General features: G+C 71.9%; 16 protein-coding genes. 4 read left to right on the forward strand and 12 right to left on the reverse strand.

What is annotated here, in order from left to right:
• Nucleotides 1–41: 41 nt before the first annotated feature.
• The gene (locus ACTOQ2_RS07145) at nt 42–488 is read right to left on the reverse strand and encodes a hypothetical protein (RefSeq protein WP_440098923.1); all 447 of its coding nucleotides are present in this window, start codon (nt 486–488) and stop codon (nt 42–44) included.
• Nucleotides 485–829, reverse strand: a complete 345-nt coding sequence (gene fdxA, locus ACTOQ2_RS07150; protein ID WP_440098924.1) for a ferredoxin — start codon at nt 827–829, stop codon at nt 485–487. The genes ACTOQ2_RS07145 and fdxA overlap by 4 nt, the downstream gene beginning before the upstream one ends.
• Nucleotides 830–885: 56 nt before the next feature.
• Between fdxA and ACTOQ2_RS07155 the strand changes: the two genes are divergently transcribed.
• Nucleotides 886–1,170 carry a DUF2249 domain-containing protein gene (locus ACTOQ2_RS07155; protein ID WP_440098926.1) on the forward strand — a complete coding sequence of 95 codons (285 nt, stop codon included), beginning with the start codon at nt 886–888 and terminating at the stop codon, nt 1,168–1,170.
• Between the two features lie 57 nt (nt 1,171–1,227).
• Here ACTOQ2_RS07155 and ACTOQ2_RS07160 read toward each other — a convergent pair whose 3' ends face one another.
• The 5 genes from ACTOQ2_RS07160 to ACTOQ2_RS07180 all read right to left on the reverse strand — a co-directional run bounded on the left by ACTOQ2_RS07160 (nt 1,228) and on the right by ACTOQ2_RS07180 (nt 7,740).
• The gene (locus tag ACTOQ2_RS07160) at nt 1,228–2,814 is read right to left on the reverse strand and encodes an acyl-CoA synthetase (RefSeq protein WP_440098928.1); all 1,587 of its coding nucleotides are present in this window, start codon (nt 2,812–2,814) and stop codon (nt 1,228–1,230) included.
• A 19-nt stretch (nt 2,815–2,833) separates the two neighbouring features.
• Nucleotides 2,834–3,985 (reverse strand): thiolase domain-containing protein, encoded by a 1,152-nt coding sequence (locus ACTOQ2_RS07165; protein ID WP_440067338.1) that lies wholly within the window; start codon nt 3,983–3,985, stop codon nt 2,834–2,836.
• 271 nt (nt 3,986–4,256) lie between these two features.
• Entirely contained in the window at nt 4,257–5,288 is a 1,032-nt protein-coding gene (locus ACTOQ2_RS07170) for a thiolase domain-containing protein (protein WP_440098930.1), read from the reverse strand.
• Nucleotides 5,289–6,200, reverse strand: coding sequence for a Zn-ribbon domain-containing OB-fold protein (locus ACTOQ2_RS07175; RefSeq protein WP_440098932.1), 912 nt, complete (start codon nt 6,198–6,200; stop codon nt 5,289–5,291). It abuts the gene before it with no gap.
• Nucleotides 6,190–7,740, reverse strand: a complete 1,551-nt coding sequence (locus ACTOQ2_RS07180; RefSeq protein WP_440098933.1) for an acyl-CoA synthetase — start codon at nt 7,738–7,740, stop codon at nt 6,190–6,192. Before ACTOQ2_RS07180 ends, ACTOQ2_RS07175 begins: the two co-directional genes overlap by 11 nt.
• Before the next feature lie 367 nt (nt 7,741–8,107).
• On the opposite strand from ACTOQ2_RS07180, the gene ACTOQ2_RS07185 reads away from it, so the two are divergent.
• Both ACTOQ2_RS07185 and ACTOQ2_RS07190 read left to right on the forward strand, forming a co-directional pair.
• Nucleotides 8,108–8,923, forward strand: a complete 816-nt coding sequence (locus tag ACTOQ2_RS07185) for a crotonase/enoyl-CoA hydratase family protein (protein ID WP_440098935.1) — start codon at nt 8,108–8,110, stop codon at nt 8,921–8,923.
• Nucleotides 8,924–9,004: 81 nt separating this feature from the next.
• A complete protein-coding gene (locus ACTOQ2_RS07190) occupies nt 9,005–10,225 on the forward strand; it encodes a cysteine desulfurase-like protein (RefSeq protein ID WP_440098937.1) in 1,221 nt (406 codons plus the stop codon).
• Between the two features lie 74 nt (nt 10,226–10,299).
• On the opposite strand, the gene ACTOQ2_RS07195 is transcribed toward ACTOQ2_RS07190, so the two are convergent.
• The 3 genes from ACTOQ2_RS07195 to ACTOQ2_RS07205 all read right to left on the reverse strand — a co-directional run bounded on the left by ACTOQ2_RS07195 (nt 10,300) and on the right by ACTOQ2_RS07205 (nt 14,415).
• Nucleotides 10,300–12,117 (reverse strand): hypothetical protein, encoded by a 1,818-nt coding sequence (locus tag ACTOQ2_RS07195; protein WP_440067349.1) that lies wholly within the window; start codon nt 12,115–12,117, stop codon nt 10,300–10,302.
• A 69-nt stretch (nt 12,118–12,186) separates the two neighbouring features.
• Nucleotides 12,187–13,302, reverse strand: coding sequence for an NAD(P)H-dependent flavin oxidoreductase (locus tag ACTOQ2_RS07200; protein ID WP_440067351.1), 1,116 nt, complete (start codon nt 13,300–13,302; stop codon nt 12,187–12,189).
• 198 nt (nt 13,303–13,500) lie between these two features.
• The gene (locus ACTOQ2_RS07205) at nt 13,501–14,415 is read right to left on the reverse strand and encodes a DUF3068 domain-containing protein (protein ID WP_440067353.1); all 915 of its coding nucleotides are present in this window, start codon (nt 14,413–14,415) and stop codon (nt 13,501–13,503) included.
• Nucleotides 14,416–14,577: 162 nt separating this feature from the next.
• On the opposite strand from ACTOQ2_RS07205, the gene ACTOQ2_RS07210 reads away from it, so the two are divergent.
• A complete protein-coding gene (locus tag ACTOQ2_RS07210; RefSeq protein WP_440098939.1) occupies nt 14,578–15,783 on the forward strand; it encodes an acyltransferase family protein in 1,206 nt (401 codons plus the stop codon).
• Here the strand turns inward: ACTOQ2_RS07210 and ACTOQ2_RS07215 are convergent.
• On the reverse strand, nt 15,701–16,690 hold the full coding sequence (locus ACTOQ2_RS07215) for a DUF3068 domain-containing protein (protein ID WP_440098941.1): 990 nt from the start codon (nt 16,688–16,690) through the stop codon (nt 15,701–15,703). The genes ACTOQ2_RS07210 and ACTOQ2_RS07215 overlap by 83 nt on opposite strands.
• Entirely contained in the window at nt 16,687–21,003 is a 4,317-nt protein-coding gene (locus ACTOQ2_RS07220; RefSeq protein ID WP_440098943.1) for an alpha-(1->3)-arabinofuranosyltransferase domain-containing protein, read from the reverse strand. The genes ACTOQ2_RS07215 and ACTOQ2_RS07220 overlap by 4 nt, the downstream gene beginning before the upstream one ends.
• Between the last annotated feature and the right edge of the window lie 2 nt (nt 21,004–21,005).

Genomic DNA, 21,005 nt, shown 5'->3' on the forward strand with positions numbered 1-21,005 from the left:
CCTCCCCCGCCGGGCCCTTCCGGACCGTACGCCGGAGGTGTTCAGCTCGCCAGGAGCATGACCCCGGTGACGACCAGGGCGACGACCTTGACCACCTCCAGGGCGACGTAGGCGTGGTGGCCCTTCGAGCGCGGCGCGTCCCGCCCGGCGAGGACGCGGTCGGATCGGCGCGCCAGTCGTGGCCGTACCACCGCCAGTTGCACGACCAGGGTCACGACCGCGACCGCCGCCGGGGTGACGGCGCCGGCCGGTGGGAGGCCGGAGGCGACGGTCTCGACGGCCATCACGCTCAGGAGCACGGTGGCGAGGACGGCCTCGACCATGTTGAGGGCGCGGAAGACCAGCCGCCCGATGCCGAGCCCGATCTTCGTGGTCACGCCGGGAGCACGGAACTTCAGCGGTGCCTCCAGGAAGGAGATCGCCAGCACCATGCCGAGCCAGACGAACGTCACGGCGGCACCGATGGCGAGCGCCTGCGTCGCGGTCACGAGCTCTGCCGCGGGAGTGCCGCGACGAGGGGCGTGTCGACTCCGAGCGGGCCGATTTTGGCCGCGCCTCCGGGGGACGACAACGGCTCGGGCCGGCCCGGCAGCGGTTCGGCGAAGAACCTCGCGTTGTCCGCCAGGTAGGGCCGCAGCACCCCGGGCAGGTCATCCTCGTAGTAGATCGCCTCCACCGGGCACACGGGTTCGCACGCGCCGCAGTCGACGCATTCGTCGGGATGAATGTAGAGGCTGCGCGCGCCCTCGTAGATGCAGTCCACCGGGCACTCCTCCACGCAGGCCCGGTCCATCACGTCCACACACGGCTCTCCGATCACGTAGGTCATGGGCTTGAGTTTATACAAAACACAGTTGTATAAATAGGGGGGACGAGAGGAAACCCATGAACGACCAGGAACTTGACGTACGCCCCCTACGCAAGCCCGACAAGCATCCGACGATCTTCGCGACCTACGAGGCCCTCGCCGTCGGCGACTCCTTAGTGCTGGTCAACAACCACGATCCCCGGCACCTGCGCGACGAGTTCGACGCCGAGCACCCTGGCGGCTACGGCTGGGACTATCTCGACAAGGGCCCCGAGGCCTGGCGGATCCGGATCACCAAACTGGCCTCCACCCCGCCGCCCCGCGTCCCGGACGGCACCGGCCCGCACCTGCCCCTGGTGTGACCCCCGGCGGGCCGGATCGGCCCGCCGGACGACACCGGCAAGAACCAGGAAGGGCGTTCAGGAACGGGCGGCCTCGGCGGTCGTCCTGGCCCAGCGGTAGTCGGCCTTGCCCGCCGGGGAGCGGACCATCTGGTCGACGAAGGCGAAGGTCCTGGGCACCTTGTAGCCGGAGATCCTCCCCCGGCAGTGGGCCTCCAGTTCCTCGGCCGTCGGTGCCGTGCCGGGGCGCGGCTCGATCACCGCCGCCACCCGGTTGCCCCAGCGCTCGTCCGGGATGCCGGTCACGACCGCGTCGAAGACCGCCGGGTGGCCCTTGAGCACCGCCTCGACCTCCTCGGGGAAGACCTTCTCCCCGCCGGTGTTGATGCAGGCGGAACCCCGGCCGAAGATCGCGATGGTGCCGTCCTCCTCGACCTTGGCCATGTCGCCGGTGAGCAGCCAGCGGACCCCGTCCTTGTCCGTCACGAAGGTACGGGCCGTCTTGGCCTCGTCCTTGTAGTAGCCGGAGGCGATGCGCCCGCTCCTGGCCACGGTGCCCAGCTCGTCCGAGCCGGGCTTGACCGGTTCGAGGGCCTCGTTGAGCACGGCCATGGTGGCCTGGGGGTTCGCCTGGTAGCGCAGCCCGGACTCCGGAGAGGAGCCGGGCACCGCCGAGGCGGTGTAGCCGGACTCGGTGGAGCCGAAGCTGTCGATGATCATCTTGCCGGGCAGCAGTTCCTCCAGGCGCGCGCGCACGGAACCGCTGAGAATCGCGCCGGTGGAGCTCAGCACGAACAGCGAGGACAGGTCGTAGGCGCCGGTGGCGATCTCCTCGACCAGCGGGCGGGCCATCGCGTCCCCGGTGATGTTGAGCGTCAGGACCTTCTCCCGCTCGATCGTCCGCAGCACGTCGGCCGCGTCGAACTTGCGGACGTACGCGATCGTGCCGCCCATGCACCAGGTGATGAAGGTGCCCATCTGGGCGGCGCCGTGCATCAGCGGGGCCGCGGCCATCATGGTCATCTCGCCTGCCGCGACGGCCGCCTCGACCACCTCGCCCGGGGTGGCGCGCGGCTCGCCGTAGGGGTTGCCGCCGCCGAAGGCGAAGAACAGGTCCTCGGTGCGCCACATCACGCCCTTGGGCATGCCGGTCGTGCCGCCGGTGTAGATGATGTAGAGGTCGTCGCCCGACCGCTCGGGGAACCCGCGCGTCTCCGGCTGCCCGGCCAGCGCCTCCTCGTACGGCACCGCGCCCTCGACCTGGGACGGTCCCCCCACCGCGATCAGGTGTTCCAGAGCGGGGGCGTCCGGGGCGGTGGCCGCCACCCGGGCGTCGAACTCCACGTCGAACAGCAGGGCCACGATGTCGGAGTCCCGGTAGAGGTAGAGCAGCTCCGCCTCGACGTAGCGGTAGTTCACGTTGACCGGCACCGCCCGGATCTTGAGGGCGGCCAGCAGCCCTGCCACGTACTCGATGCCGTTGTACAGGTGGATCCCGACGTGCTGCCCGGGGCGCACGCCCCTGCCCTGGAGGAAGTGGGCGAGCCGGTTGGCGTGCGCGTCCAGCTCGGCGTAGGTCATGCGGCGGTCGCCGCAGATGACGGCCGTGCGGTGCCCGACCGCGTCGGCGACCCCTTCGAAAAGATCCGCGTGGTTGAACTCCATTCGCACCCCTCCTGGGGGATCAGGGTTTGTCGCTGCCGACCATCCACATCGCGAAGAACTGCGCGCCTCCCCCGTACGCGTGCCCGAGGGCCCGCCTGGCGCCGTCCACCTGGTGCTCCCCCGCCATCCCCCGCACCTGGAGCGCCGCCTCGGCGAACCGGATCAGCCCGGAGGCGCCGATCGGGTTGCTCGACAGCACGCCGCCCGAGGCGTTCCACGGGATGTCGCCGTCCAGGGCGGTGGCCCCGGACTCGGTGAGCTTCCAGCCCTCCCCCTCGGCGGCGAAGCCGAGGTTCTCCAGCCACATCGGCTCGTACCAGGAGAAGGGCACGTACACCTCCGCCACGTCGATCTCCCGGCGCGGGTCGGTGATCCCTGCCTGCCGGTAGACGTCGGCCGCGCAGTCCTTGCCGCCCTGCGGGTTCACGGTGTCGCGGCCCGCGCGGAAGATCGGCTCGGAGCGCATCGCGGTGCCGAGGACCCAGGCGGGGGTGCCGCCGGTGAGCTTGTCCTCCGCGGCCAGCACCATCGCGCAGGCGCCGTCGGAGGACGGGCAGGTGTCGAGGTAGCGGATCGGCTCCCAGAGCATCGGGGTCGACTCGACCATCTTCCGGTCGATTCCGGGGATCTTGAGGTGCGCGTACGGATTCTTCAGCGCGTTGAGCCGGTCCTTGACGGCCACCAGGTGGCCGACATGCTCAGGGGCGCCGGAGCGGCGGATGTACTCGCGGATGTGCGGGGCGAAGTAGCCGCCCGCGCCGACGACCAGCGAGGCGCTGAACGGCAGGTGGGTGGACAGGGCCCAGGTCGCGTTGGACTCCGACTGCTTCTCGAACGCCACCACCAGCACCCGGTCGTGCACGCCGCCCTGGATCAGCGAGGCGCCGACGAGCGCGGTGGACCCGCCGACCGAGCCCGCGGTGTGCACCCGCATCATCGGCTTGCCCGCGGCGCCCAGCGCGTCGGCGAGGTAGGCCTCGGGCATCATCACGCCCTCGAACAGGTCGGGCGCCTTGCCGATGACGACCGCGTCGATGTCCTTCCAGGTCAGGCCCGCGTCCTCCAGCGCGCGCAGGGCCGCCTCGCGGACCAGCCCGGCGAGGGAGACGTCGCGCCGCTTGGTCGTGTAATGAGTCTGGCCGACACCGATGACAGCGCAGGGGTTACCCATGGTCGCTCACCGCTCCTCGCTCACTACGCGGACCGCTTGCTCCGCCGCGCGATCCACTCCGCTCGCTGCGTCGGGTTCGCTCCATTGCCTATGGTCGCTCACCGCTCCTCGCTCACTACGCGGACCGCTTGCTCCGCCGCGCGATCCACTCCGCTCGCTGCGTCGGGTTCGCTCCATTGCCTATGGTCGCTCACCGCTCCTCGCTCACTACGCGGACCGCTTGCTCCGCCGCGCGATCCACTCCGCTCGCTGCGTCGGGTTCGCTCCATCTCTATGCCTCCATCACGGTGACGAGGTTGTGCTGGAGGCAGGGGCCGCTCGTGGCGTGCCCGAGGGCGCGGCCCGCGGTGCCGTTCATGACGCGCCCGGCCGCCTCGCCGATCCTGATGAGGCCGGTGGCCATGACCGGGTTCGCGGCGAGGGGGCCGCCGCTCGGGTTGACGCGCATGCCCTCGCCGAGCTCCAGCGCCTCGCGCAGGACGATCTCCTCGTGGCTGAACTGGACGTGCAGCTCTGCCACGTCGACGTCACCCTTGCCGGCCCCCGCCGCGCGTGCGGCGTCGGCGGCGGAGGCCGACCGGGCGAGGTCCCTCATGCCCAGGTAGTGCGGCTCTATCCGGTGGGCGATCCCCGTTATCCACGCGGGGCGTTCGCACAGCTCCCTGGCCAGGTCACCGGCCGCCAGCACCACCGCGGCGGCGCCGTCGGTGATCGGGGCGATGTCGTACGGCCGCAGCGGCGCGACCTCCGCGTCCTCCGCAGTGGGATCCGGGGTGGGGTCCGGCAGGTCGAGGGCGTAGGGGTTGGCCCGGCCGTCGGCGCGGCTGCGCCGCACGATCTCGTCCAGCTCGGCCCGGTCCGCCCCGGTGGCCGACGCCTGCAGCGCGGCGAAGGAGACCTGGTCCAGGCCGAGGGGCGCCAGGTAGTACGGGTCCAGCTGGAGCGTCATGATCTCCCGCAGGTCTCCCTGGGACGACTTGCCGAAGCCGTAGACCAGGGCCGAGTCGACGTCGCCGTGCTGGAGCCTGACCCAGGCCTCGTACAGCGCCCAGGCCGCGTCCATCTCGACGTGGCTCTCCGAGATCGGCGGCCAGGCGCCGAGCGCATCGAGCGCGGAGACGAACGAGAACGGCGCGCCCGCCAGGTAGTCGCACGACCCCGAGCAGGTGAAGTCGAATTTCCGCAGCCCGGTGGCGGCCCTCACCTCCTCCAGCGGGGGCAGGATGAGCTCGGCCTCGCTCTGTCCCTCGTCGACGGCGCTGTGCCGGGTCTGCGCGAACGCGACGACCGCTATCTCCCGCATCTACAGCTCCGCGTCCGGCTCGCCGGTGGGGGCGAACCACTTGATGTTCGACATGGACATCGTCCGCTCCTCCTCGGGCACCCACACGGCCCGCACCCGCATGCCCTGGCGCACCTCGTGGGCCGGGATCCCGCCGACCAGGGCGATCATCGGGATGTCGGTGCCGTCGAGCTGGATGTACGCCGAGACGAACGGCACCTCGGGGGCCCGCGGGTCGGGCAGGTTGTTGATGGCGAAGGTGGTGATCGTGCCAGTGTCCGGGACGACCACCTCCTCGGTGATCGACACCCCGCACTCGGGGCAGGACAGCCGGTAGGGCACGTAGACCTTGTGGCAGGTGCCGCACCTGCAGCCGATGAGGACGCCCTCGGCGACCCCCTCCAGGAAGCGGGTCAGCGCCCGGCCGGGCGTCACGGTGTACTCGACGGCGACCTCGGAGACGATCCTGGTGACCTCGGGGACGAAGCTCTCGATGTCGGTGATGTGCCCGGTGCGCCCGGCCCGCCAGCGCGGGCGCACCCGCAGCCCGGGACGCATCGCCCTGACGTCGCCGGCGTCCACCGCGTGCACCAGCGAGGTGTCGGCGCCGTCCAGCCGGATCAGGGCCCAGGCGAACGGCCGGTCCAGCGGGTGGTTCTTCCTCGGGGTGGTCACCCACGCCCAGCTCTCCACGGTGCCGGCCGGGCCGACCTCGACGAACTCGCCGGTCACGGCGTCGCCGGTCTCCGGGTCGTACTCCAGCGGCGGCACCAGCGTGCGCCCGCCCGCCGTGCGGACCCCGACGAGCCGCCCGTCCCGCAGCTCGGTGAGGAAGCGCCCGATCACCGGTCCCGTCGTGCGCGTGTATCCGCCGGGGAACTCCAGCACGTGCCGCGCCCGCAGCGGCGAACGGGTGTCTTCGCTAGATGGCACGTTCGTGTCCCTCCCAGTACGGGTCACGCAGCTTGCGTTTGAGGAGCTTGCCGTTGGGCTCGCGGGGCATCTCCGCGATGAAGTCGACGGATTTCGGCCACTTCATCCTCGACAGGCGGCCCCGCAGCGACTCGACGAGCTCGGCCGCCAGCTCAGGCGAGGGGACGACACCGGCCGCGGGCTCGACCACGGCCTTGATCTGCTCGCCCCACTCCTCGTCGGGGATGCCGAACACGGCCACATCGGCGATCTTGGGGTGAACCATCAGCTCGTTCTCGATCTCGGCCGGGTAGATGTTGGTCCCGCCGGAGATGATCATGTCGGCCTTGCGGTCGCAGAGGAAGAGGTAGCCCTCCTCGTCCAGGTAGCCGATGTCGCCGACGGTGAAGTGGTCGCGCAGCCGGTTGGCCGCGGTCTTCGCCGGGTCGCCCTTGTACTCGAACTGGACACCCATCATCTTCATGTAGATGGTGCCGGGAGTCCCCGTCGGGACGGGCTCCAGGTTCTCGTCCACGATGAGCAGCTCGCTGATCGGCCAGGCGGTGCCGACGGTGCCGGGGTGGCTCCGCCAGCCCTCCGGGGTGGCGAGGGTGCCGCCGCCCTCGGTAGCCGCGTAGTACTCGTAGATGCAGTCGCCCCACCACTCCAACATGGCCCACTTGACGGGGACCGGACAGGGGGCGGCGGCGTGGATCATCCACCTAAGCGAGGAGAGGTCGTACTTGGACCGCACGTCGGCGGGGAGCGCGAGCAGGCGCTTGAAGTGGGTGGGGACCATGTGCGAGTTGGTGACCCGGTACCTCTCGCAGAGCCGGAGCGTCTCCTCGGCGTCCCACCTGTCCATGTAGACGAGCGTGTGCCCCATCTGCAGGGCCGTCCCCCCGAACTGGGTGACGGCGGTGTGGTAGTTCGGCGAGGTGACCAGGTGGACGTTCTCCTTGCCCGGGGTGATGCCGAACAGGGTGAGCAGGAACGACATCAGCTCGGCGGCGTCGTCCGGGTCCAGGCCGCTGAGCGGGCGGCGCACACCCTTGGGCTTGCCGGTGGTGCCGGAGGTGTAGTGCATGGTGGCGCCCGCCGTACGGTCGGCGGGGGCGGTGTCCGACTGCCCTTCAGTCAGCTCGGAGACGGGCCGCGCACCTTCCACCCGCCCGAACGCGAAGACGCGCTCGGCGGGAATGCCCGACTCGGCGGCGCCGCGCAGGCCCTCCTCGGCGTAGCGCTCGTGGACGAAGAAGGCGCGCGCCTCGCTGTCGGCGACGATGTAGCCGATCTCGGGTCCGGTGAGGTGCCAGTTGATCGGCGTGTAGTACCAGCCGGCCTGCAGGGCGGCGAGGTAGAGGGTGAGCCCGTCGGAGCCGTTGGGCACGAGCCCGCAGATGCCGTCGCCCGCCTTGAGGCCGAGTTCCCTCAGGCCGTGGACGAGGCGGTTGGCACGGGCGAGCAGGTCGCCGGCGCGGTGTTCGGTGCCGTCCGGGTCGACGGCGGCCACCCACTCGGGGTCCGCCTGTGCCAATCTCCAGAAACCGAGCGTACCCATCGGAAATCCTCTCGGTGGAAAGGCCCCGGCACGCCGGAGTGAATCACGTTCTCTTTATCGCGACAAGCCCTGGCGGAACGGGGTATTTAGAACAAGAATCTGTTCTTGTACGCATGGGCAGACTAACCCTGCGAGGTACGCCTAGCAAGCGCTTGACTGAGCACGGGCCCCGCCCTTTCGATACGGGACCGGCGTCCCCGGGAGGCGTCTCGCCCGGCGGTGCCGGAACCCCGGTCCCACCCCGGGCGGTGCCCCGCCCGAGGTTGCCGGAACCCCGGTCCCACCCCCGGGCGGCCAGAGGCCGCGCGGGAACGATACGCATCCAGAATTTCCCATCAGCACCTGGTGAATCAACGGAGGTCGTCCCGTGGAACTCCTGCCGATCAGCACGCCGCACTGCCGGGTCGAGCGCGACGGTCACGTCGTGGTCGTCACCATGGACCGGCCCGAGGCGAGGAACGCGCTCTCCACCGACATGCTGGTCGGCCTGGCCGACGCCTGGGCGTACGTCTCGGAGGAGCCCGAGGTCCGCGTCGCCGTGCTGACCGGCGCGCACGGGACGTTCTGCGCGGGCGCCGACCTGAAGGCCATGGGCAGCCCGTCACAGGACGCCCGGGTCAGGGAGCGGGCCGCGGCCATCCCCGACTTCCACTGGAAGGGCCTGCTCCGCGACTCCGGCGCGCTGCCGACGAAGCCGATCGTCTGCGCGGTCGAGGGGTACGCCGTGGCCGGGGGCACCGAGCTGCTCGTCGGCACCGACATGCGGGTGGTCGCCGAGTCCGCCACCCTCGGCCTGTTCGAGGCCCGCCGCGCCCTCTTCCCCATGGGCGGCTCCGCGATCCGCCTGCCCCGCCAGATCCCGTACGCCTTCGCCATGGACATCCTGCTCACCGGCCGCGCCGTCACCGCGCGGGAGGCGCTGTCCATGGGCCTGGTCAACCGGGTCGTCCCCGACGGCCAGGCGCTGACGACCGCCCTGGAGATCGCCGCCCAGATCGCCGAGTGCGGCCCCCTCGCCATCCAGGCCATCCTCCGCGCCTACCGCGAGACCCTGGGCCTGCCCGAGGCCGAGGCGCTGAAGGTCTCCGACGCCATCGGCTGGCCGGTCATCGGCTCCGAGGACGCCAAGGAGGGCTCCCGCGCCTTCCGCGAGAAGCGCCCGGCCGCCTACCGGGGCGAATGATGTGACGTGCCCGGTTTCCGTGCCCCGCTTCGGCGGAGAACGGGACGCATCCGTAGGGTCGAGAGTGACCTGGGAGGTTTCATGGCATACGACGTGGCGGCTGTACGGGCGCACTTTCCCGCGTTGCACGAGGGTGCGGCGCACTTCGACGGGCCGGGGGGCTCGCAGGTGCCCGAGCCGGTCGCGGAGGCCGTGGCCGGCGCGCTGCGGTCCGCCGTCTCCAACCGGGGGGTCGAGACCGCCGCCGAGCGTCGCGCCGACGGGATCGTGACCGGGGCGCGCCGGGCGATGGCCGACCTGCTCGGCGGTACGCCGGGCGGCATCGTGTTCGGCCGCAGCATGACGCAGCTCACCTACGACATGGCCCGCGCGCTCGCCAGGGAGTGGCACCCCGGTGACGAGGTCGTGGTCACCACCCTGGACCACGACGCGAACATCCGGCCCTGGGTCCAGGCCGCCGAGGCGCGCGGGGTCACGGTGCGCCGGGCCGACTTCGACCCGGCGAGCGGCGAGCTGGCCGTCGACGCGATCGCGAGCCTGCTCACCGGGCGCACCCGGCTGGTGGCCGTCACGGCCGCGTCGAACCTGCTGGGCACCCGCCCGGACGTCCCGGCGATCGCCGAGCGGGTGCACGAGGCCGGGGCGCTGCTCTACGTCGACGGCGTGCACCTGACGCCGCACAGCCTGGTCGACGTCGGGCGGCTGGGCGCCGACTTCTACGCCTGCTCGCCGTACAAGTTCCTCGGCCCGCACCTGGGGGTGCTCGCCGCCGACCCCGGCCTGCTGGAGACCGTCCACCCCGACAAGCTGCTCCCCTCCAGCGACGCGGTGCCCGAGCGCTTCGAGCTGGGCACGCTGCCGTACGAGCTGCTCGCCGGCACGACGGCGGCGGTCGACTTCCTCTCCGCTCTCATGCCCGGCGAGGGGACCCGGCGCGAACGCCTGGCCCGCTCGATGGCCGCGCTGGAGGAGCACGAGCGGGCGATGCTCGACCGGCTCGACGCCGGTCTGGCCGAGATCGCCGGGGTGACCTTCCACGGCGCGGCGTCGCGCCGCCGTACCCCCACGACGCTGTTCTCCGTCGACCGCGTCAGGCCCGCCGACGCCTACCGCTTCCTGGCCGAGCGCGGCGTCAACGCTCCCGCGAGCAGCTTCTACGCGCTGGAGTGCTCCCGGCGCCTGGGCCTCGGCGACGCCGGCGCCCTCCGGGCCGGAATCGCGCCGTACACCGACGAGTCGGACGTGGACAGGCTGCTGAAAGGCGTCCGCGAGCTGGCCGGGACGTCCGGCCCGGGGGCGTAGGCGATCCTGTCACCCTGCCGCGTGCGAGCCGTCCCGATCGGCGACGGCCCGTCCCCGGCGGAGATGCGCGGGTCTCACTTCGCGGGAACGACGCCGCCGAGGGCGGCGAGGGTGACGCACAGCTCCGCGTCGGGGGACAGGATCTCGATCTGGATCGAGGGCGCGGCGGCGCTCACCGGCAGGAAGATCTTCCCCGCTCCCCTGCCGAAGACGACCTCGGTCTCCTCCGGGCCGACCCGCACGTAGGCCGCGGTCTCCTCCGCGCGGACGTAGGAGAGGCTGAGCGTCTCCGTCTCCGTCTCGGCCCGGTGCCGCAACGGGATCGTGACGACGCCACCGGCGCGGGGGAAGCACTCGCCGGACTCGGGCACGGCGTACCCGCCGAAGACTCCGGCGGGGGCCAGCGCGCCCCGGGGGTCGATGACCCGCGGGCTCGCGGCCGGCCTCGGGTGGCGCATGAGGGCGGCCAGGCCGGGCGGCGCCAGCGGGCTCAGCAGGTGCGAGCTGAGGTTCTCCTCGCCAAAGGAGAGCCACATCAGGTCCTCGGGGAGGAAGTGCGGGTAGAGGTCGGTCGTCTCGGGCGCCGAGGCGAGGGTGGCCCGTACGGACTCCAGATACCGCTCGGTCCTGGCGCGGTGGCCCTCCTGCCCGGCGACGAAGCCCTCGACCGACACGACGGAGAAGGCCAGGAAGGCACAGGCCGACGCGCCCACCGCCACGCGGACGGACCGGCCCCGGGGGACACGGCGGCGGTAGGGGCGCTTCTCGCCGAGCAGCGGAAGCGTCGCGAGGCCGAGCGCGAGCGTCACGACCAGGGCGCTGTCGGCCAGGTAGCGGGTGTCCTGCGCCGAGAAGAACAGGTGGCCGCGTCCCAGGAAGACCGGGACCATCAGCACCGCGGGGGTCAGGAACAGGATCGTCCAGGCCCGCCACGCCCCCCGCCGCCAGAGGAGGGTGATCACCATGGCGGCGACGATGACGGCCCAGGCGAGCGCGATCACCGCGACCGGGGGGTCGGACAGCTCTCCCCTCCACCAGCCGGGACCGCCGATGATGGAGGTCGGCATGGTGACGCCGAAGAACCGCGCGACGAACGTCGTCCCCTCGGCGGGCGTGGGGAGCCTGGCCGACTGCTGCAGCTCGCCGAGCTTGGTGAGCACGTAGACCGAGTAGACGGCGATCAGCCCGGCGTACACCCCCCAGGCCCGCGCGTGCCGGGTGAGGACCCGCGAGCGGGGCCGCTCGGGGAAGTAGAGGACCGTGACCAGCAGCAGCAGCAGCGGGATCGCGACGGTGGCCTTCAGCTGGAACGACAGGAGCCCGAGAAGGGTCCACCCGGCCGCCGCGAGGACGTGCGAGAACCTGCCGTCGCGCAGGTAGAGGACGTGGCTGCCCAGCGCCATCGCGACGGCGATCTGCAGCGGGAGCGCCTGCAGGCCCGCCGCCCACCACCACGAGGCGGTGAAGGCCATCGGCGTGATCAGGTAGAACGCCAGCGGGAGCAGGACGGCCGCGCGCTCGCCGAAGAGCACCCTGAGCATGCGGAACACGGCCAGCGACGCGCCGAGCTGCAGCAGGAGCAGCGAGGCGGCGGCCAGGCCCCAGCCGTAGGGGTGGACGGCCGTGACGATCCCGACGATCGCCATCGGGACCGGCATCAGATGGGCGCCGTAGATCTGGGTGAGGAACTCCCAGCCGAACCCCTGCCAGGCCGCCCTGCCGGTGAGCGTGAGGTCGTCGAGGAAGAAGTAGCCGCGGCCGAGGAGGACTCCGTGCCAGGCCAGCTGGGCGGCGATGAGCGCCAGGGCGACGGCCGGAACCCACCTCCGGCGGGGACGCGGCTCGATCGCCGTCTCCACGCCGGGGGCCTCGTCGACCTCGGGGTGCGCCATCTCTCTCCAACCTCGTCAACCACATCACCGCTGATGAGGTTCTAGCGCACATCCGAACGTCTGTGCCACTCAGTCACCCGTTATGCGATCCAACCGTTCCATAGCCGCCACATACTCTTCTACCAGGCTGAACACCACATCGCGGGTCGACCTGACCTGGTTCATCGCGCCGATGATCTGCCCGGCGGGGAAGGTCGCCAGCTCGGTCGCGTCGGAGCGGCCGATCCGGCGGAGCGCGTCGGAGATCAGCATGAACTGCAGCGGCATCGGGAGCGTGCCGGGCGACTCCTGGGACTCCCAGGCGTCGGTCCACTCGTTCTTGAGCAGCCGGGCGGGCTTGCCGGTCCAGGACCGCGAGCGCACGGTGTCGCGCGAGGTGGCGTCCAGGATGCGGCGCTTGACCACCTCGGAGGTGTCGGCCTCCTCCACGGCGAGCCAGATCGACCCCGTCCACACGCCCTCGGCGCCGAGCGCGAGCCCGGCCGCCATCTGGCGGCCGTCGCCGATGCCGCCCGCGGCCAGCACGGGGACGTCGACGGCGTCCACGACCTGCGGGATGAGGACCATCGTGGAGATCTCCCCGGTGTGCCCGCCCGCCTCGGTGCCTTGGGCCACCACGATGTCCACGCCGACCTCGACCTGCTTGATCGCGTGCCGGGGGGTGGAGGCGAGCGCGGCGACCTTCACCCCCTTGGCGTGGGCCTGGTCGACCACGTCGGCGGGGGGCGGGCCCAGCGCGTTGGCGAGCAGCGCGATCGGGTGTCTCAGCGCCACCTCGACCTGCGGCCGGGCGGTGGCGTCGGTCCAGCCGAGCAGCACCCTCCCCGCGTCCGCGTCGGCCGACAGCGGCGGCACGCCGTGGGCGGCGAGCAGGCCGTCGACGAACTCCCGGTGCCCCTGGGGGATCATCCCCTGGAGCCGTCCCACGAGGTCCTCGGGAGAGTCGACGCCGAGGTCGGAGCCCGCGTACGAGGCGGGCATGACCACGTCGACGCCGTACGGCTTGCCGTCGACGTGGTCGTCGATCCACTTGAGCTCCATCTCGAGCTCTTCGGGGGTGAAGTAGAGGGCGCCGAGCACGCCCATCCCACCGGCGCGGCTGACCTCGGCGACGACGTCACGGCAGTGGCTGAAGGCGAAGATCGGCAACTCTATCCCGAGCATGTCGGTGACACGTGTCCGCATGCGTCGACTGTACGACCGTCGGAAACTAACTGCAACGCGTTCTAGTCTAGAACCTTTCTTTCGGCCGGAACTCAAAGCTACTCGCGAGTAATCAACCGGGAAAATGAGTGAAACACGTTGCAGTAATGGCCCGGTGAACGCTTCGGCGGGAAAGGCGGCCTCCCGCGCCTTCCGGTCGGACCGCCCCCGCCGAGAACCTCAGCCGTGCGTGCGGCGCCTCAAAAGCACGGCGCCGACGACGACCAGGACCACTCCCAGCAGCAGGGACACCAGCGGGATCGTGGTCCTCAGCATGGTGATGGTGTTCCTGCCCTCGGTCGCGTTCTTGACCAGTTCGTTCTCGGTGTCCTGGGTCATCTTCGCGGTGGCGACGAAGGCCAGCGAGCGCTCGATTCCGTCCTGGGTCTTGAGCACCTCATGACGCTGCTGCTCCTGCCGGACCGGCGAGCCGGTGGCGGGCTCGATCCAGAAGGTGTTGACGCCGTCGTAGACGCGGTCCACCTGCACGTCGCCGGGGTCGTCCATGCCGAGGACGGAGGCCGGGGCGGTGATGGTGTCGGTCTTGGTCGGCGGGATGGCCTGCTCGAACCGGTAGACCTTCAGCCCTCCGACCTGCTCCTCGCCGACGAACTTGGCGTCGAACGCCTTGCCGGTGGTCGAGTTGAACACGCTGTAGGTCTTCTTCTCGACGTCGAAGGGCCACTTGTAGATCTGCCCCTGGAGCCGCACCGGGTTCTTGTCGATGTTGACGTCGCAGCAGTTGACGCCCTCGCCGGTGTACTTGTTGAACGCGCTGCGGCGCTCGACGAACGAGATGAGGGGGTTCTGGTTGGTGACGTCGTTGACCGCCATCGCCTCCTCCCAGACGACCCGGTCGCCCTCGGCCGCGGCGACGTCGCCCCTGGTGGTGACGGTGATGTCGAGGTCACCCGTCATCACCTTCAGGTCCCCGGGACTGAAGTACTGGGCGTCGACGGCCTCCAGCTTGCTGATGCCGTACTGGTCGGCGGGGGCGGCGATGAGGCCGGTCGCGACCTGGAACCGCACGAGTGGTGCGAGAACGATGAGAAACGCCCCGATACCGATCAATACCAAGCCGATGACGCGACGCATCGCTCCTCCAGGGGCCGTCCGCTGTTCAGGGATCCCGATCGCGCTATAACAAGTTCCATTTCGCGATATGTTAGTGCGGGCGATGACCTACGTCACGAGGGATGCCAAAAAGTGACCGAAGCAGGCTCTCCGCCGATATACCGACCGGTAACCCCCTCGGACGTGCGGGACCTTCCGGCGGTCGACGGCCACCTCGACGCGCTGGACGGAATCCGGGCGGTGGCGTCCTTCTCCGTGCTCTTTTATCATGTGGCGGCCCAGACGGGCGCGTCCCTGCGGGAGGGGTTCGTCAGCGGCCTGATCGCCCGCGGCGACATCGGGGTGCCCATCTTCTTCCTGCTGTCGGGGCTGCTGCTCTACCGCCCCTGGGCCCGGCAGGTCATCGAGGGCACGCCGACTCCCGGCACGCCGGGCTACCTGTGGAGACGCGCCCTGCGCATCCTGCCCGCCTACTGGCTCGTCGTGGTCGTGGCCATGGTGCTGTGGGCGCCGCAGGCGGCCGGCGACCCGCTGAAATGGCTCCCGCTGCTGCTCCTCGGGCAGAACTACGTCACCGGCCCCTGGTGGGAGGGGGCGAGCCCGGTGGGGCTCGGGCAGATGTGGAGCCTGTCGGTGGAGATGTCGTTCTACCTCGCCCTGCCGGTGATCGCCCTGGTGCTGCGGGCCGTCGCGGGACGGGGCGCGTCCCCGCGGGCGCGTGCCGTGCGACTCCTGTTCTGCGTCGGGGCGCTGGCCTCGGTCTCGTTCATCTGGACGATCCTCATGCACGTGCCGGTCCACCGGCCGGAGCTGGGACTGTGGCTGCCCCGGATGCTCGTCTACTTCTGCGCGGGCATGGCCCTGGCGATCGTCTCGCTGTGGGCCAACGCCGAACCCGACCCCGAGGCGCCGGTGCGGCGCCTGACACGCGGGATCCGCGAGTCGTGGTTCACCTGCTGGGTCATCGCCGCCTTCGTCCTCGCCATCGCCGCCACCCCGATCGCCGGGGGCCGCCTCTTCGAGCTGCAGGACCTGTGGACGGACGTCTTCGAGATCGTCCTCTACACCGCCTTCGTCCTCGCCTTCCTGTCCCCCGTCGCCCTGCTCACCGCCGACCCCTCGCCGCCGCGCTCGCTGCTCGGCAACCGCGTGATGCGCTATCTCGGCCGGATCTCCTACGGCGTCTTCCTGTGGCAGTTCGTGGTGATCGTGGCCTGGTACGAGCTGACCGGGCAAGCCGTCTTCAGCGGCGACCTGGTGACCACGCTGGTGGTGTGCACCGCGCTGACCGTCGCGATCGCCGACCTCACGCATCGGCTGGTAGAGGCTCCCGCCCAGCGGCTGTACCGGCTGATTCCCCGGGCTCTGGGCGGGGGTCGCCGGGCCTGAACTGCCGGCGCAGGCCCAGCAGCAGGGCGACCAGGCCCGGCAGGGCCAGGCTGAGCGGCACCACCGTGCCGACGACGACCGACCAGGAGCGGAAGTGCCCGGCCTCCCCGGCGTTCCACCGCTCGTCGCCCGAGGACGTCCGCAGGTCGGCGGAGAAGAGCACCAGGCTGCCCCGGCCGTCGTCCGTGCGCAGGGTCTTGACGAGGTTCTCCCTGACCCCGATCACCATGCCGCTCGCGGGTTCCACCCAGAAGGTGCGGGTGCCGTCCAGGTAGGCGGTGGCCGGCACCTCCCCGGGCTCCTCCAGGCCGAACACGGTGCCCGGCAGGTTCATCGCGGGCTGCCGGAGCCGCTCGTTGACCAGGCGCTGGGTGTAGCGCTGGACCCGCACGCCGTACAGGGTCTCGATGGCCTCGAACCTGGCGGTCACCGCGCGCCGGGCCAGCGGGTCGTAGACCGGGTGGGAGATCGGCCGCGTGTCCAGCGGCCAGCGGAAGACCAGCCCCCGGGGTCGCGGCCGGGGATCGGCGTCCTCGTAGCCGTCACAGCAGTCGACCGCCTGCCCGGTACGGCGGTCGAAGGCGGCCCGCCGCTCGTGGTAGTCGACGCGGTCGCCCGTGCGCGTCTGGACCGACACGAACTCGGTCCAGACGGCGACGTCCGCCGTCGACCTGACCAGGTCGCCGTACCGGGCGATGGCCACGTCGATCGGCACCCCCCGCCGCGTGCGCAGGGCCGCGGTGTCGAAGTAGGTGCCGGACTCGGAGCTCATCCTGGTGATCCGGTCGTGCTCGGCGGGCAGGAGCATGGCGCTCGGATAGACGTACAGGCGGACCAGCGCCGCGAGCGTGACGAGAAACGCTCCCACGGCGATCGCGACGACACCGTGCAGGCGACGGTCGATCATGGCTTCTCCGCGGGCTGGACGGGCCGGGGCACCGCCGGCGCGGGCAGCCACGACCGGGGAAGGGGACGGGCGCCGAGCGCGGCGAACAGCAGGCCGAGCACGGCCAGGCAGAGATACTGCGCCACGGTCTGCCCGGTGTCGCCGCCGTACCCCAGCGCGGCCCCGGCCGCCCCCAGGACGACCACCACGGGCAGGGGCGATCTCAGCACCCTGCCCGCCCGGTACGGCAGGCCGCCCGCGCTGTGCTCGGCGGCGGCGACCTCGCACAGCCAGAGGGCCAGGGCGGCGACCACCCCGACGAGCAGCGCGCCGGGCCAGCCCTGGACCCAGAAGCCGAGCAGCGGGGCGAGGGGCCAGAGCCGGGCGGCGCGCACCGTCGCGGGCCGCGCCTCGGGAAGCGGCCGCTGGGGACGGGGGCGGGAACGGAACAGCGCGAGCGCGGCGACCAGCGCGACGAGGATTCCCCCGGCGACGAGCGAGGCCCGGTACGGCCCGTCGGGCTCGTAGGTGATCACCACGACCCCGGTGGACGGCGGGAGCGACCAGGCCTGCCGCCAGCCGTCCAGCCGGGCGGGCTGGAGGCGGCGGCCGTCGATCGAGGCCTGCCAGCCCCGGTTGTGGTTCTCGTTGACCACCAGGTAGGAGGGCTCGGTCGTGCTGACCCTGACCCGCCGCTGCGAGGCGTTCCAGCTCTCGATCCCGACCGGCCGCATGACGGCCTCCGCGGCCTCCGCGGCCTCCACGGCCTGTCCGGTGCGGGCGGGCTCCCCGGTTCCCTCGCCGCCGGTCCTCGCGGGCCGTCCGCTCCGGCCGCTCCCCGCGTCCGCGACGACCAGCGAGTCGACCCGGTAGCCCTGCGAGGAGGGAGCGGTGAACCGCGCGACGCCCTCTCCCAGCGGGAGCGACGCGCAGCCCCGGTAGCCGAGCGGGCGGCCGTTCAGCAGGTCGGCGTAGGTCCCAGAAACGATCTCGGTGCTCACGGCGGTGCCGTTCACCCTCAGGGTCGGGCCGTAGCCGCAGGGGATCCGCAGCGGCCGGCCCGGCTGGTCGGGGTAGGAGGGCAGCGGCTTCACCCCGGGGATGGACACGCCGACCACCTCGGTCTTCCACGCGCCGAGCACGCCGAAGGCCAGCGTGATCCGGCTCGCGCTGAGCGGCTTGAAGTCGATCCAGCCGTCAGCGGAGGCCCACGCGTACCGGGTGCCGCCGTCGGTGGTGATCGTCACCCGCACGGGCGGCGCGCCCGCGCGGACGTCGGGGAAGTCGACGCGCAGGCGCGAGAGCTTGACGGTCCTGCCCAGGTCCGCGCTGAGGGAGGGGGCGAGGTCGTCGCCGTGGGCGTACCAGATCGTGCTCCGGTCGTCGTCGAACGCCGCCCAGGGGCCGGTCGCGGGAATGTCGCTCTTGGTGGAGGACGCGGTGACCTTCGGGTGGAGGGCCGGGGGCGTCAGCAGGCCGACCGCCAGGTTCCCGTCGGTCAGCGCCACCCTGCCGCTGATCACGCGCCTGCCGGGGTTCTCCAGCAGCACCGTGCGGTCGAAGCCGTAGCCGTCCTCGCCCACGATGCCCAGCCCATCGGCGCAGGTCCACGCGTAGGAGCCGCGCATGCAGGCCGAGGCCCGGTCGGTGCGGCTCGTCACGACCGTGGGCCCCGCCGCGCCCGGCCGCGCGTCCCGCGCCGAAAGCGACGCCGCACCCGGCGCGGCGTCCGACGCGGCATTCGGTGCGGCGTCCGACGCGGCGTCCGGTGCCGTGGGCACGGTGGGCACGAGGAGCGAGCGGCCGGGCTGGAGGCCGGGGATCGACAGGTCCAGGATCCCGACCTTGTTGCTCCGCTCCGAGGCCACCCCGGTGATCCGCACGCGGAGCCGGGAGGTCTTGCCCGGCCTGACGTTCAGTTTCTGCCAGAAGGCCGCCGGGTCCACCCGGGTGCGCACCGCACCCGCGTCCGTCTCCACCGACACCTCGGAGACCGGCGCGGTCTCGCCGGAGCGGTCGAAGGCCGCCTGGAGCGAGGGGACGGCCGTGGGCTCGGCGAACCGCACCTCCAGCCACTCCTCGGCCGGCGGCCGCCACCCCGTGGAGCGCCACCCGGTGCGCGCGTCGCCGTCCAGGGCGGCGTACGGCTGCCGTCCGGGATCCCGGACGTTCCACGGGGCGCCCAGCCGGGACTCCGAGGAGGAGGCGGTCACGCCGTCGGCACCGCTCAGGACGGCAACGGTCTTCGGCTCCTCCCACGCGGGGTCGGTGAGGTCGCTGACCGGCCTCTCCGTCTCGAAGGGCTCGTCGGCGGTGAGCGTCTCGGTCAGCGACCTGCGCAGGTCGCTGACCCCCAGCTCCCGCCGGCGCATGGTGTCGGTGAGCACGGTGTCGGCGGCGGGCACGGTCTCCGCCCCGGGGTCGTCCCCCAGGATGACGGGCCTGTCGTCGTCGAGCACGCCCTCCTCGGCCATCGTGAGCAGCGCCTCGGGGCCGCCGGACACTCGCAGCGGGCTCCGCGCGCTCACCGTGCCGACCGGCGGCCTCGCGCCCGTCACCTCGTAGATCTCCAGGGCGGTGTACGGCTGGTCCAGCCAGCCGGCCCCGGTCGCCGACTCCGAGAAGCCGACCGCCGGGCCGTACCCGCTCACCCGGACGAGACCGGGAGAGTTCTCCAGCGCCTGGTGCACCCGGGCGGGCCAGGCGCCGCCGAAGGTGACGCGGTCCAGGTCGTTGCGGATCACGAGATAGCGGATGCCGACGCGGCGCAGCGTCGCGGCGAGGCCGGCGGAGCCCTGGCCGTTGGCGAAGCGGTCGTCGATCGCGTCCACGAGGCGCGAGGAGCCGGCCGTACCCCAGGGCACGATGGTGTTGCTCACCCACCGGGCCTTCCTCAGCAGCGGCTGGAACGGCTCGTCGATGGGCCGTCCCCAGGTGTACTCGCCCCTGCGGGAGCCCGGCAGGATCAGCACCGTCCCCCGGTCGGCCCGCTGGTCCAGCCAGGCCGCCGCCTCCCGCCAGTACCCGGGGACGTCGGCGAAGGCCCCGCTCGGGGCGATGCCCGCGGTGGCGACCGGGACGAGGGTGAGCCCGACCAGCCCGGCGCACGCCGCGGCGGCGGGAACGCGGACCCTCGCGCGGCGCGCCCCCACGTAGGACACGAGCGCCGCGAACCCGAGGACGAGCGGCAGCCTGACGAGGGCGTTGAACTTGTGGAGGTTGCGGAACGGCGAGAGCGGCCCGTCGAGCAGTGCCCGCATCGGCTCGGCCAGCGGCCCGGCGTACCCCACGACGAGGACGGCCACGCCGACGAGCGCCGTGGCGACGAGGAAGAGTCGTTCGGGGGTGGAGGGGAGCGTGAGCCCGGCCAGCCCGAGCCCCGCGACCAGCGCGGTCACCAGCACCAGCCAGGGAACGGTCGCGTGCTCGTAGGCCGCGGGAAGGTACGGCCGCCCGTCGACGGGCAGGAAGGCCACCCAGTTGTTCACGCCGCGCAGCACGTTGGTCAGGGAACCGACCAGCGTGGTCGTCCTGGCGTTCTCGGTGAAGGGCATGAAGGAGAAGACGTACCTGCCCAGCATCACCAGGGGGACGATCCACCAGAACGACACCGCGGCGATCGCGCCGAGCCACCAGGCGATCAGCCGCCGCTTGCGCGGACCGCCCGCCCGGGTCAGCAGGTAGATCATCGGTACGACGAGCACGGCCAGCTCGGCGGCGGCGTTGATGCCGCCCGCGAACAGGAACGCCAGCGCCGACAGGCAGGCCGCCCTGCGCGGGGTCGTCTCCCCCCGCGCGCCCCTGACGAGGAAGAGCAACACCCAGGGCAGGGCGGCGCTGGGGGCGAACTCGACGGAGTTGAATCCCACGAGCGCCTGCGCGTGCGGGGCGAGCGCGTAGGCGAGACCGGCCAGCACCCCGGCGAGCTGCCCGCCGATCCGCAGCGCCCTCGCCACCTGGGCGACGCCGACGAAGGCCGCGCACAGGATGAGCGCCACCCAGAGCCGCTGCACCACCCACGGGGGCATGCCCGTGTTGATCAGGAGGGTGTAGAAGGGGCCCATCGGGAAGGCGTAGCCGTACGCCTGGTTCTGCAGGTGTCCCAGGTAGTCCTGGTCCCACATGTTCAGCGCCTGGGACAGGAAGCCGATCGGGTTGATCGGCATGTCCAGCTTCGTCTCGGCGATGAGCATGCCCGGCGCCATGTTGAAGGCGACGGCCGCGAGGAAGAGGCATCCGGCGAGCAACCTGAGCCGGAGGCGGAGCCCGGTGTCGGAGGCCCCGAACGTGGCGGGGGGCGCGGCCAGGCGGGTGATCCACGCCTGAGAGGTCACGG

This window comes from Streptosporangium sp. H16, assembly GCF_051918855.1.
GTDB lineage: Bacteria > Actinomycetota > Actinomycetes > Streptosporangiales > Streptosporangiaceae > Streptosporangium.